The organism is Citrobacter gillenii, assembly GCF_013337685.1.
In the GTDB taxonomy this organism is placed as follows: domain Bacteria; phylum Pseudomonadota; class Gammaproteobacteria; order Enterobacterales; family Enterobacteriaceae; genus Citrobacter; species Citrobacter gillenii.
The window spans coordinates 289,529-302,058 of sequence record NZ_SUQN01000008.1 but is presented as its reverse complement, the minus strand read 5'-3'; the positions used below and the strand labels follow the sequence as shown (position 1 = coordinate 302,058).

The 12,530-nt window shown below is 49.7% G+C and carries 11 protein-coding genes and 1 pseudogene; 9 read left to right on the top strand and 3 right to left on the bottom strand.

What is annotated here, in order from left to right:
• Positions 1-277: 277 nt before the first annotated feature.
• Together ppnN and queF are read right to left on the bottom strand one after the other, a co-directional pair.
• Positions 278-1,642, bottom strand: coding sequence for a nucleotide 5'-monophosphate nucleosidase PpnN (ppnN, locus tag FCH32_RS20065; protein WP_096755891.1), 1,365 nt, complete (start codon positions 1,640-1,642; stop codon positions 278-280).
• 113 nt (positions 1,643-1,755) lie between these two features.
• Positions 1,756-2,604 carry an NADPH-dependent 7-cyano-7-deazaguanine reductase QueF gene (queF, locus tag FCH32_RS20060; RefSeq protein WP_117343133.1) on the bottom strand — a complete coding sequence of 283 codons (849 nt, stop codon included), beginning with the start codon at positions 2,602-2,604 and terminating at the stop codon, positions 1,756-1,758.
• Positions 2,605-2,672: 68 nt separating this feature from the next.
• Between queF and syd the strand changes: the two genes are divergently transcribed.
• The 6 genes from syd (at position 2,673) to FCH32_RS20030 (ending at position 7,898) form a co-directional block, all read left to right on the top strand.
• A complete protein-coding gene (gene syd / locus FCH32_RS20055) occupies positions 2,673-3,218 on the top strand; it encodes a SecY-interacting protein (protein WP_115257591.1) in 546 nt (181 codons plus the stop codon).
• Between the two features lie 632 nt (positions 3,219-3,850).
• Positions 3,851-4,180, top strand: a complete 330-nt coding sequence (locus FCH32_RS20050) for a YqcC family protein (RefSeq protein WP_174361412.1) — start codon at positions 3,851-3,853, stop codon at positions 4,178-4,180.
• Positions 4,180-4,962: a tRNA pseudouridine(65) synthase TruC gene (gene truC / locus FCH32_RS20045; protein WP_096755894.1), complete on the top strand. Its 783-nt coding sequence runs from the start codon at positions 4,180-4,182 to the stop codon at positions 4,960-4,962. The genes FCH32_RS20050 and truC overlap by 1 nt, the downstream gene beginning before the upstream one ends.
• Before the next feature lie 19 nt (positions 4,963-4,981).
• Positions 4,982-5,431: a flavodoxin gene (locus FCH32_RS20040; RefSeq protein ID WP_137363169.1), complete on the top strand. Its 450-nt coding sequence runs from the start codon at positions 4,982-4,984 to the stop codon at positions 5,429-5,431.
• 459 nt (positions 5,432-5,890) lie between these two features.
• Positions 5,891-7,501, top strand: coding sequence for a DUF8093 domain-containing protein (locus FCH32_RS23275; protein ID WP_476727372.1), 1,611 nt, complete (start codon positions 5,891-5,893; stop codon positions 7,499-7,501).
• A complete protein-coding gene (locus FCH32_RS20030; protein ID WP_174361411.1) occupies positions 7,479-7,898 on the top strand; it encodes a hypothetical protein in 420 nt (139 codons plus the stop codon). Before FCH32_RS23275 ends, FCH32_RS20030 begins: the two co-directional genes overlap by 23 nt.
• 63 nt (positions 7,899-7,961) lie before the next feature.
• Here the strand turns inward: FCH32_RS20030 and FCH32_RS23270 are convergent.
• Positions 7,962-8,184 (bottom strand): annotated as a pseudogene (locus tag FCH32_RS23270) (penicillin binding protein PBP4B); the annotation flags it as partial.
• A 288-nt stretch (positions 8,185-8,472) separates the two neighbouring features.
• On the opposite strand from FCH32_RS23270, the gene gudP reads away from it, so the two are divergent.
• The 3 genes from gudP to gudD are packed head-to-tail and all read left to right on the top strand — an operon-like array spanning position 8,473 to position 12,530.
• On the top strand, positions 8,473-9,825 hold the full coding sequence (gene gudP, locus FCH32_RS20025; RefSeq protein ID WP_096755896.1) for a galactarate/glucarate/glycerate transporter GudP: 1,353 nt from the start codon (positions 8,473-8,475) through the stop codon (positions 9,823-9,825).
• A gap of 2 nt (positions 9,826-9,827) precedes the next feature.
• Positions 9,828-11,168, top strand: a complete 1,341-nt coding sequence (locus tag FCH32_RS20020) for an enolase C-terminal domain-like protein (protein WP_146717876.1) — start codon at positions 9,828-9,830, stop codon at positions 11,166-11,168.
• A gap of 21 nt (positions 11,169-11,189) precedes the next feature.
• Positions 11,190-12,530, top strand: a complete 1,341-nt coding sequence (gene gudD / locus FCH32_RS20015; protein ID WP_135911480.1) for a glucarate dehydratase — start codon at positions 11,190-11,192, stop codon at positions 12,528-12,530.

Sequence of the window (12,530 nt, the reverse complement as noted above, 5' to 3'; positions counted from 1 at the left end):
GAGAACGCGAGAAGATACGAGTGTTGCGCTGTAAAAACTGTCATTTTCAGTGGATTCTTGCAACTAATGATAATTTATGACGATAAGTCACGGTCGAATTTGAAAGGTAAACGTTTGCTTGTTGAGGGTTTTCTGACGAAACATTATTGATGTTTATGTTAGGAGTTGAGCTATGTGACTGGTATAACTAAAAAAGCCGGCTGGCTGCGAGGCCAAAACCGGCTTGGATATGGACAAATCTGTCATCGTGGTAGCCGCAGCTACCGGGCGTTAAACATCAGGCGCAGATTTCGTAGCAAGGAATGTAGGCCGAACCCGGCAACTTCATGCGGTGCTGTGCGACAAAGCCCTGCAGCAGGTCATCCATACGGCGCATCATCTCTCGGTCACCGTGGATCTTGTACGGTCCAAACTCTTCAATAGCGTGAATACCGACTTCCTTGACGTTACCCGCGACGATGCCGGAGAACGCGCGACGCAGGTCTGCAGCCAGTACTTCAACTGGTTGATCGGGGTACAGCTTCAGGTTCGCCATGTTTTCATGAGACGGTTCAAACGGCATCTGCAAATCAGGTGAAATGCGAATCGACCAGTTAAAGCTGTAGGCATCACCGGTGTCGCGGCGATTCTCTTTCACCAGCGGCATCGCTTTTTTCATCAGGCGAGCCACTTCTGAAGCATCGTCAATGATAATGCGGTAGTGGCGACGCGCGTCTTCACCCAGCGTGTGTACGATAAATTCATCCAGCACGCGGAAGTAGTCCGCACTCTCTTTTGGCCCCGTCAAGATCAGCGGCAGAACCTGATCTTTGTTCGCCGGGTTCATCAAGATCCCTAACAGGTACAGCAGCTCTTCCGCCGTTCCTACGCCGCCAGGGAAAATGATAATGCCGTGGGCAATACGGACAAATGCTTCCAGACGTTTTTCAATGTCCGGCATGATGATCAGTTCATTGACCAGCGGGTTAGGCGGTTCGGCGGCAATGATTGACGGTTCAGTCATGCCGATAAAACGGCTGTCTTTGTAACGCTGCTGGGCGTGGCCCACCGCCGCGCCTTTCATGGGGGCTTCCATCGCACCAGGACCGCAGCCGGTACAGATGTTCAGCTCACGCAGGCCCAACTGGGTACCGACGCGACGAGCATACAGGTACTCATTTTCGTTGATGGAGTGACCGCCCCAGCAGACAACCATGTTCGGTGCTTCATCGACGTGCAGTGCCCGGGCGTTACGCAAGATGGAGAAGACGAGGTTGGTAATGTGAACCGAGCTTTCGAGATCCAGACGTTGAAAACGACCAGCGTTATGGATCTGGCCGTTAACGAAAAGAATGTCGCGCAGGACGGCAAACAGGTTGGCCTGCAGCGCACGAATAATGCGTCCATCAACAAACGCGTCTTCAGGCGGGTTAATCAGTTCCAGCTTAACGCCACGTTCACGGCGCAGTACGTTAATGTCGAAACTTTCAAAACGAGACAGCAGCTCTTTGCTGTTGTCGGTCAAACTGCCGGAGTTCAGGACGGCAAGCGAACAGTTACGAAACAGTTGATACAGGTCGCTGCTGGCCGTGCGTTTAAGCATATCGACTTCCAGCTGCGACAACATGTCCATTGAGCCAAGCGGGCTAATATGTGTAATCAAGTAAACTCCTTATGGGACGCAACACGTCATTCCCTGTTGATTACAATAGCTCTGGCTTATGACCTTTCACAACCTTGCGCGCGGAATCCGGCACGCAAAATTGAGAAATAAAGTTACTGACGCACTAGTCTGCCAATAGCAGGGACAAAATCGGTGTTGGTTCGCCATGGATTAATGTCCAGACCGCCGCGTCGCGTGTAGCGGGCGTAGACGCTCAGCTTTTCCGGCTGGCAGAAGCGCAGAATGTCATTGAAAATGCGCTCCACGCACTGTTCATGGAATTCATTATGATGGCGGAAGGACACCAGATAACGCAGCAGCTGCTCCCTGTCGATTTTTCGTCCACGATACTGAATTTGTATAGAACCCCAGTCGGGCTGGTGGGTGATCAAACAGTTAGATTTCAGCAGATGGCTGACTAGCGTTTCTTCCACTGCTTTCTCGCCGCTTGTGGCGTTCTCCAGATAATCTGTGGTGAACTGGTAGTTATCGATGACAATATCCTGGTCATCGATGCAGGTGCCATTGAAATGAGCAATCGGCTGCCCTTCCAGCTCGTCGATACGGTACAGCGCCACGTGAACATCGCCTTCGGCGCAGGCGCGCAAATCGTGTTCCAGCGTTTGGCGAACGGCATCCCATGAATCAAAGCGGGTCTGGTTAAAACTGTTCAGATACAGCTTAAAGCTTTTTGATTCAATCAGATTCACGCTGGTGTAGTCTAATTCGACATGCCCGACGGCAACCTGCGGTAAGCCATTGGCATTTAGCCATGACAGTTCATACAGCGTCCAGATATCGGCGCCATGAAAAGGAAGATTATCGGCCTTTAAATCCAGCGGGTCGCGGTTCAGGCTACGCGGAACGCCCTGCAACAAACTGGCATCGTAATTGTCCCGGTAATCTGTTGATTTACCGAGGGTCAGGCCGTCAAGCGCCTGATGGTTTTCATAAGAAGACATGTTTCACCGTCATAAACCAGATACACTATGCGTCAAGTGTATCCTGGCTTTTGTGAAGAGAGAAATCAGTGGACGAATTGACTGCGCAGGCGTTAACGGCCTTTACGACACGGTATTGCGATGCATGGCATGAGAAAAATAACAGCTGGCCTCTCAGCGAAGAATTATATGGCGTACCTTCCCCATGCATTATTTCCACGACCAGCGATGCCGTGTACTGGCAACCTCAGCCGTTTGTGGGCGAAACGAATGTAAACGCGGTTGAACGCGCCTTTGATATTGTGGTACAACCCGCCGTTCACGCTTTTTATACCACCCAATTTGCCGGGGACATGCACGCGCAGTTTGCCGATGAAAAGCTCACGCTGCTGCAAACCTGGAGCGAAGATGACTTCAGGCGCGTTCAGGAAAACCTGATTGGCCATTTGGTCACGCAAAAGCGGCTCAAGCTCTCGCCGACGCTGTTTATTGCGACACAGGAAAATGAACTGGATGTCATTTCGGTGTGTAACCTGTCCGGGGAAGTGTGCAAAGAAACGCTGGGGACTCGTAAACGAACGGTGCTGGCGGCCTCTCTTGCGGATTTCCTGACTCAACTTAAGCCAGTTCTGTAATCCATTTTGCCCGCATGCGTGTGAGAGATCTCTTACAAACCCTGTAGGAGATCGCCAGGTAATAAGTGAAAGCTTAATGCAGGGCCTTCATAGTAAATGTATGTAATTCAGTTAGTTGATGTTTTATTCTCTGCTTTCATATGAAAAAAACCTTAAAGGAATGTCTGTAAGTATCTTGTAAGACAAAGCGAAACAGGCGATTCTATCTACGTCGACAAGGAGTCGCACAACGAAGTGAACATCAGGATGATGACACTTCTGCAGGACACACCAGGATGGTGTTACAAGGATAGGCTTCAGGACGAAGCAAAGAGGAAAACGCCGGATGCGTTAAGGGACACCTCCAGGAAGGAGAATGAGAGCCGGGCAGGATGGTCGGCGGGTCAGGATGGCCAGGGACACTTCAGGATGAAGTTTTCACATCGGGGTGATGTGAGCAGGATGCAAACGTTCAGGATGAACAGGTCGTAAGACCACAGGAAAAGTTGTCATGGATGAGCAGGGAGCACTAAAAGTAGCTGGAATGCTGCGAAACGAACCGGGAGCACTGTTTTTACAGTGCTCCCTTTTTTTATTTCCTGCCCACAAATGCTATTCTTCGCGCCAGATTTTTCATCAATGAGGTTAATTTCATGACGACTCATGACCGTGTGCGCCAGCAACTCCACGCGCTTGAAGCGCTGTTGCGTGAGCATAATCACTGGCGAATGGATGAGCCTGAGGCGCATTTATTTACCAGCACGCAGCCTTTTTGTATGGATACCATGGAGCCGGTTGAATGGCTGCAATGGGTATTGATTCCCCGCATGCATGCTCTGCTTGATAACGCGCAGCCGCTTCCAGAGGCGTTTGCCATCGCTCCGTATTACGAAATGGCGCTGGCCGCCGACCATCCACAGCGTGAAGTGCTTCTCGTTGCATTACAGGAGCTGGATGCACTGTTTACCAGCGATAAATCCTGATGCTTGAGATCCTCTATCAGGACGAATGGCTGGTTGCTGTTAACAAACCTTCTGGTTGGTTGGTTCACCGCAGCTGGCTCGACCGCGATGAGAAAGTGGTCGTGATGCAAACGGTGCGTGACCAGATTGGTCAGCATGTTTTTACCGTGCATCGCCTCGACCGACCGACATCCGGCGTGCTGCTGATGGGATTGTCCAGCGAAGCCGGGCGTTTGCTGTCGCAGCAGTTTGAACAGCATCAAATTCAAAAGCGTTATCATGCGATTGTGCGTGGCTGGTTAATGGATGACGCGGTGCTGGATTACCCGCTAGTGGAAGAGTTGGATAAAATTGCCGACAAATTTTCCCGTGAAGATAAAGATCCGCAACCAGCGGTCACCCACTATCGCGGACTGGCAACGGTAGAAATGCCGGTGGCCACCGGGCGTTATCCAACGACTCGCTACGGACTGGTAGAGCTTGAGCCTAAAACCGGTCGTAAACACCAGCTCCGGCGGCATCTGTCCCATTTACGCCATCCTATTATTGGCGACAGTAAGCACGGTGATTTGCGGCAAAACCGCAGTGCGGCGGAGCATTTCGGTTGCCAGCGCTTAATGTTGCATGCCAGCCAGCTTACGCTTACTCATCCGTTCACTGGCGAGCCGTTGGTGATTCGCGCGGGTCTGGATGACGTCTGGATGCAGGCGCTATCGCAGTTTGGCTGGCGTGGACTTCTCCCTGAGAATGAAAGGGTTGAGTTCAGCGAGCGGTCAGGTCAGGATGAGCAAATAGATTCTTAAGTCCCTGGAGAAAAAGGTTATGGCGGAAATTGGTATTTTTGTCGGCACGATGTACGGAAACTCGCTGTTGGTAGCCGAAGAGGCTGAAGCTATCCTTACCGGACAGGGCCATAAGGCTACGGTGTTCGAGGATCCAGAGCTGGCTGACTGGCAGGCGTATCAAGACAAATACGTCCTGGTGGTGACCTCAACGACCGGGCAGGGCGATCTTCCGGACAGCATTGTGCCACTGTTTCAGGGGATCAAAGATAATCTTGGTTTTCAGCCAAATCTGCATTATGGCGTGATCGCACTCGGCGACAGCAGCTACGTTAACTTCTGCAACGGCGGAAAACAGTTCGACGCGTTGTTGCAGGAACAAAGCGCGCAGCGCGTGGGTGAGATGTTGTTGATTGATGCCAGCGAGCACCCTGAGCCGGAAAGTGAATCCAATCCCTGGGTAGAACATTGGGGAACCTTGCTTAAATAACGCCTTATGCGTCGGCGTTTCGCTTGTGCTGCAGACAACTTCATTTCTAACTGTAGGCCGGGTAAGGCCTACAGGTCTTTATGTTTGATATAAGAATAAAATTTCAAACATTATCATTATTGCTATCAAATGATGGGCCTGAAAAGATCAAATTTATTATCAATTGGGAAAGTTCGCTTTAATTTATTTGTATTGTTTATATAACTGTATGGTTTTATTTATTACCCAGATTTATAAAAATTAAATACAGGTTCTTTTGTTGTTTATGAGATCAAAAACACTAACAAGTGATATCATATCATACTTTAATAAAAAGATAGGTTCGCAATATAGATTTTGTGAATGAATAAAGTTGAAAGAATAGCAACAGGGAATTATTAATCTAAGGAATGCAAATTCTTTTCTTTATATAACACCCCGGATTTTAGCCGAAATGCCAGATTAGAAGACTTTGAACAAATACTGTCACCTAAAGAAGGTCTTAGGTTAGCAAGGGTATACTATGAACTTGATGGCAATAAAAATGATCACTCAACTTTTTTTGGCATGCCACAGATAAAATGGCATGTAAACCGTTATTCTTCCAGTGCATATGAAAGACCCCCCATTAGTAGATGTAATCCCATTTATGATGAGATTCAACACAAATTAATACTGGGCTGGATAATTGCGGTTGATTATGATGAGCATTGGTCCTGGAACCGAAATCCTTTTTATTTTGATGAAGACGGGGAGTTAGTTTATGAACCATTTATGCCTGATGTATTCGACAGCATCTTCGAAGAAAGCGTAAGAAGAGCTTATCAGGAAACACTCGACAGAGAACAGGGAAGAAAACCAGGACCCACGCAAAGGGGTCAGTATGGCGCACCTGGTTATATTGAGCCAATACCAAAACCGCTTACCGTAGCACTAAGGCCATCCTGTCCAGTTGAGGAGGATACATCACCCCGCGAACCTGTAGATGCAGGATTTTGTATACTGCCCTATGAGGCCACACCATCATCTTTCGAAAATTTGTTTTTCATTAACCCTCCGGATGGTACTCGTGAGTTATACCACAAGCTCAATCCAGATATGAAAAAACAGCCGGGTTCAATTCTGCTTGTAGTTGATCCTGAAAAGCAAGATCAGCAACAGATTGAATCATTACTAAAAGCGCGTGATCGAATTGATAAAGCACTTGCACCATTAACACTGCCAGAAGCTCGTGTGTTACATGAAAACAGAGCTTCCGTGGATATTTTTTCTTCGCAATTATATAGCGATGCTTTAGGACAAAGTGGGGATATATTAGGTTACATAAAGGATACTGGCGGTGGGTACTATGAAGAAATAAATAAAACGCTCAATGAAATACAGAAGCTTTATAAAAAAACATATAGTAGTAATTCCGGTCGCATTTCTGGAGAGGAATTTTTTGGTCAACGAGAACGACTATTTATGAAATTAGATGGTATTTTGAATAGATTTTCAAAAGAACGGTTAAATTTAAAACAATATGAAGATATAAAGCAGACATTAGGTCTATCAACCAAATCAATTATGCATAAGTGGGATCAAACAGGAGTAAAAGATATTGAGGGGTATGCAAGCTACATAGAAAAGTCAGCCAAACTGGTGAAAATAATGAGAGCAACTGGCTATGTAGGAGTCGGTCTTGATTTTGCGAGTTATACAACTAACGTTTACGAAGCTTGCGCAAAAGGGCGTGAAAGCGAATGTAGAAAAGCGGCTATACTCGAATATAGTAAATTTGGTGGTAAACAAGCAGTAAGTCTTGCTGGCGGTGCTGCCGGGGGAATTATGGGAAGGGCCGCTTGTACGTGGGTTTTAGGATTGATTACATCAGAGGCTGGAGGTATTGGAGCAGGTCTATGTCTGGTGACTGGCATTGTTTCAAGTATTGCAGGAGGGAAAGTTGTCGAAAAATGGGGGGAGCGATACGGGAAAAAAGTGGGAGCTACTATAAATGATAAAGTGGATAGCTCAAATTCTATAATACGTAATCCGGATTCCTTTAATGAAGAAGCAGGAGTGCTATTATATGAAAAGTTATTTAATCACTAATTTTGAGATAATTGGCATGAGTCTTTTTATATCTCTCGTTATTATTATGATGATGTTGATTTTTATGTCTTATATAATCAATAAAGATAACTATAGCAAAATAGCTAAATTATATGAAAATAAATTTGGGGATCTTCCTTATACAGCAAGGATGGCAAGAGGTGCTAGTTTAATTGGCTCGCCGGGAATTTACTTGGCAAAAGTAGATTTTATTATGTCTAGCATTTTGCTTCCATATAATAAAATATTTAATTATGGCATGAGCTTTGATGAATATTTTTTTATTCGAACTCTACCCTCAGAGTTAACTACAGGCTTCAAAGTTGAAGCTATATTATGGGTTGTCGAGATCATTGTGCTTGTTTGCTTTATATTATTGAACGTGTTCTTTTACTGAAAAAGCCCACTTGATGTGGGCTATGTTTTTGTTTTTTCAATGCCACATTTGTTTTTTAAGAATCTAGCCATTACTAACGGCAGGTAGTAACCCACTAACAAAAATATTTGGATTTACTTTAGGATAATCAACTGGCGCATGTGGTCTGTTTCCTGAATCACGATAGCCATATGGTTAATCTAATCGATAGAGGTCAGCGTTCCGCCCAAGGCTATATGACCATGCGTTTCTGAACTGTTTAACAGGTCAAATATGGAGTCATCGATGCGTTGTCGTTTACACGCCACTCGGCCACAAAATTCCCGCCAAACGCCAATTCCGTGAAGCATCTTCCATTCCCTTAGGCTTATGCCAAAAACAACCTCGTTCACCTCCTGCAATGTTGTGTTTTTGCACGGTGAGGGATAGAGGTACTCCTCCCTATACTTTTCCCGTCAGTTACTAACAAGGCAGAGAGTCACAATAAAACGGCCCGAGCTGTACCAAAACTGCCACACACTAACCCCTCATTCTGATCGCCCTACAGGTGCTGTACAGAATGAACTGGCGCAAGCCACGATTCAGGAGTGCAACAATGAGTTCATTAAGTCAGGCGGCGAGCGGCGCGGAAAAGCGCACTAATGCTCGCTACTGGATAGTGGTGATGCTGTTTATCGTCACATCCTTCAACTATGGCGACCGCGCCACCTTATCCATTGCCGGTTCGGAGATGGCCAAAGATATTGGCCTCGATGCTGTCGGTATGGGTTACGTTTTCTCTGCATTCTCATGGGCCTATGTTATCGGCCAGATCCCTGGCGGCTGGTTGCTCGACCGCTTTGGTTCTAAACGTGTCTACTTCTGGTCCATCTTTATTTGGTCCCTGTTTACCCTGCTGCAAGGCTTCGTCGATATCTTCAGCGGCTTTGGCATTATCATCGCGCTGTTTACGTTGCGATTCCTTGTCGGTTTAGCCGAAGCGCCTTCCTTCCCCGGCAATAGTCGCATTGTGGCGGCGTGGTTCCCGGCGCAGGAGAGGGGCACGGCGGTGTCGATTTTTAACTCCGCACAGTACTTTGCCACCGTTATCTTCGCGCCGATCATGGGTTGGCTGACTCACGAAGTGGGCTGGTCGCACGTGTTCTTCTTTATGGGCGGCCTCGGGATCGTTATCAGCTTCGTCTGGCTGAAAGTAATTCACGAACCTAACCAGCACCCGGGCGTGAACCAAAAAGAGCTGGATTACATCGCCGCTGGTGGCGCGCTGATCAACATGGATCAGGCGGCAGCGAAAACGAAAGTCCCGTTCAGCGTGAAGTGGGGACAAATTAAGCAGTTGATTGGTTCGCGCATGATGGTGGGGATCTACATCGGCCAGTATTGCATTAACGCGCTGACCTACTTCTTTATCACCTGGTTTCCGGTTTACCTGGTGCAGGCGCGCGGCATGTCGATTCTGAAGGCCGGTTTTGTGGCGTCGGTTCCGGCTATCTGCGGCTTTGTGGGCGGCGTGCTCGGCGGGATTATTTCCGACTGGCTGATGCGTCGTACCGGATCGCTGAATATTGCGCGTAAAACGCCGATCGTGATGGGAATGCTGTTGTCGATGGTGATGGTGTTCTGTAACTACGTCGACGTTGAATGGATGATTATTGGCTTTATGGCGCTGGCCTTCTTCGGGAAAGGCATTGGTGCGCTCGGCTGGGCAGTGATGGCAGATACTGCGCCGAAAGAGATCAGCGGCTTGAGCGGCGGTCTGTTCAATATGTTCGGCAATATTTCCGGTATCGTCACGCCGATTGCGATTGGCTACATCGTGGGCACCACCGGTTCGTTTAACGGTGCGTTGATTTACGTTGGGGTGCATGCGCTGATTGCGGTGCTGAGCTATCTGGTGCTGGTGGGCGATATTAAGCGTATCGAACTGAAACCTGTGGCAGGGCAATGACGATGACAACACAATCGAGTCCCGTTATCACCGATATGAAGGTTATTCCGGTAGCCGGTCATGACAGCATGCTGCTCAACATCGGCGGTGCGCATAACGCGTATTTTACCCGCAATATCGTGGTACTGACCGACAACGCCGGGAATACCGGCGTCGGTGAAGCGCCGGGCGGTGAAGTGATCTATCAGACGCTCCTTGACGCCATCCCGATGGTATTAGGCCAGGAAGTCGCCCGTCTGAACAAAGTGGTGCAGCAGGTGCATAAAGGCAACCAGGCCGCTGACTTTGACACCTTCGGTAAAGGCGCCTGGACCTTTGAGCTGCGGGTTAATGCGGTAGCAGCGCTGGAAGCAGCGCTGCTCGACCTGCTGGGCAAAGCGCTCAACGTGCCGGTCTGTGAACTGTTAGGGCCGGGCAAGCAGCGCGATGCGGTAACCGTGCTGGGCTATCTGTTCTACGTAGGCGATCGCACGAAGACAGATTTGCCGTATCTGGAGACGACGCCGGGCAACCATGACTGGTATCACCTGCGTCATCAGCAAGCGATGAACAGCGAGGCGGTTGTGCGCCTGGCGGAGGCCTCTCAGGACCGCTACGGTTTTAAAGATTTCAAACTCAAGGGCGGCGTGCTACCCGGTGAGCAGGAAATTGAGACCGCCCGTGCGCTGAAAAAACGTTTCCCGGATGCACGTATTACGGTCGACCCTAACGGCGCGTGGCTGCTGGATGAAGCTATCTCATTGTGCAAAGGGCTGAACGATGTGCTGACCTACGCTGAAGATCCGTGCGGTGCCGAACAAGGGTTCTCGGGTCGCGAAGTGATGGCAGAATTCCGCCGCGCGACTGGTCTACCTGTAGCGACCAACATGATCGCCACTAACTGGCGCGAAATGGGTCATGCGGTGATGCTTAACTCGGTGGATATTCCGCTGGCCGATCCGCACTTCTGGACGCTTTCTGGTGCGGTGCGCGTGGCACAGTTGTGCGACGACTGGGGGCTGACCTGGGGCTGTCACTCGAACAACCACTTCGATATTTCGCTGGCGATGTTTACCCATGTGGGCGCTGCTGCGCCAGGCAAGCCGACGGCGATTGATACCCACTGGATCTGGCAGGAGGGCGACTGCCGCCTGACCAAAAATCCGCTGGAGATTAAGCACGGAAAAATTGCGGTTCCGGACGCCCCAGGGCTGGGCGTGGAGCTGGACTGGGAACAGGTTAACAAGGCCCATGAAGCCTACAAGAGACTGCCCGGCGGCGCGCGTAATGATGCGGGTCCGATGCAGTACCTGATCCCTGGATGGACCTTCGACCGTAAACGCCCCGTTTTCGGCCGCCACTAGATTTTGAATAAGGACTTTATTATGAGCACACAATTTACGACCCCCGTTGTTACCGCCATGCAGGTGATCCCGGTTGCGGGCCACGACAGTATGCTGATGAACCTGAGCGGCGCACATGCCCCGTTCTTCACACGTAATATTGTGATTATCAAAGATAACTCTGGTCATACTGGTGTCGGCGAAATCCCTGGTGGCGAGAAAATCCGCCAGACCCTGGAAGATGCGATTCCGCTGGTAGTGGGTAAAACGCTCGGCGAATATAAAAACGTGCTGAACGCGGTACGTAACCAGTTTGCCGATCGCGATGCCGGCGGGCGCGGTTTGCAGACCTTCGATCTGCGTACCACTATTCATGTGGTTACCGGTATTGAAGCGGCAATGCTTGATCTGCTGGGCCAGCATCTGGGCGTCAACGTCGCGTCTCTGCTGGGTGATGGACAGCAACGTAGCGAAGTCGAAATGCTCGGCTATTTGTTCTTCGTCGGCAACCGTAAAGCGACGCCGCTGCCGTATCAGAGCCAGCCAGATGAAAAATGTGACTGGTATCGCCTGCGTCATGAAGAAGCAATGACCCCGGATGCGGTGGTGCGTCTTGCGGAGGCAGCGTATGAGAAATATGGTTTCAACGACTTTAAACTGAAAGGCGGTGTGCTGGCAGGGGAAGAAGAGGCGGAATCGATTGTGGCGCTGGCGAAACGCTTCCCACAGGCACGAGTGACGCTGGATCCTAACGGTGCGTGGTCGCTCAATGAAGCCATTAGCATCGGTAAATATCTGAAAGGCTCTCTGGCCTATGCAGAAGATCCGTGCGGTGCCGAACAGGGCTTCTCCGGGCGTGAAGTGATGGCGGAATTCCGTCGCGCGACCGGGCTGCCGACGGCCACCAACATGATTGCTACTGACTGGCGTCAGATGGGACATACGCTGTCGCTGCAATCCGTTGATATCCCGCTGGCGGACCCGCATTTCTGGACCATGCAGGGTTCGGTGCGTGTGGCGCAGATGTGCCATGAGTTCGGTCTGACCTGGGGCTCACACTCCAACAACCACTTTGATATCTCGCTGGCGATGTTCACTCATGTGGCGGCAGCGGCACCGGGCAAGGTCACCGCCATCGATACCCACTGGATCTGGCAGGAAGGCAATCAGCGCCTGACCAAGGAGCCGTTTGAAATCAAAGGCGGCATGGTACAGGTTCCGGCAAAACCGGGTCTGGGTGTAGAGATCGATATGGATCAGGTAATGAAAGCCCACGAACTGTATCAGCAACACGGCTTGGGTGCGCGTGATGATGCCATGGGAATGCAATACCTGATCCCGAACTGGACGTTTGATAACAAGCGCCCGTGCATGGTTCGCTAA

Excerpts from the sequence above, each read along its gene's own strand:
- queF (WP_117343133.1), bottom strand. The coding sequence starts at position 2,604 with ATGTCTTCTTATGAAAACCATCAGGCGCTTGACGGCCTGACCCTCGGT.
- FCH32_RS20050 (WP_174361412.1), top strand. The coding sequence starts at position 3,851 with ATGACGACTCATGACCGTGTGCGCCAGCAACTCCACGCGCTTGAAGCG.
- truC (WP_096755894.1), top strand. The coding sequence starts at position 4,180 with ATGCTTGAGATCCTCTATCAGGACGAATGGCTGGTTGCTGTTAACAAA.
- FCH32_RS20040 (WP_137363169.1), top strand. The coding sequence starts at position 4,982 with ATGGCGGAAATTGGTATTTTTGTCGGCACGATGTACGGAAACTCGCTG.
- FCH32_RS20030 (WP_174361411.1), top strand. The coding sequence starts at position 7,479 with ATGAAAAGTTATTTAATCACTAATTTTGAGATAATTGGCATGAGTCTT.
- gudP (WP_096755896.1), top strand. The coding sequence starts at position 8,473 with ATGAGTTCATTAAGTCAGGCGGCGAGCGGCGCGGAAAAGCGCACTAAT.
- FCH32_RS20020 (WP_146717876.1), top strand. The coding sequence starts at position 9,828 with ATGACAACACAATCGAGTCCCGTTATCACCGATATGAAGGTTATTCCG.
- gudD (WP_135911480.1), top strand. The coding sequence starts at position 11,190 with ATGAGCACACAATTTACGACCCCCGTTGTTACCGCCATGCAGGTGATC.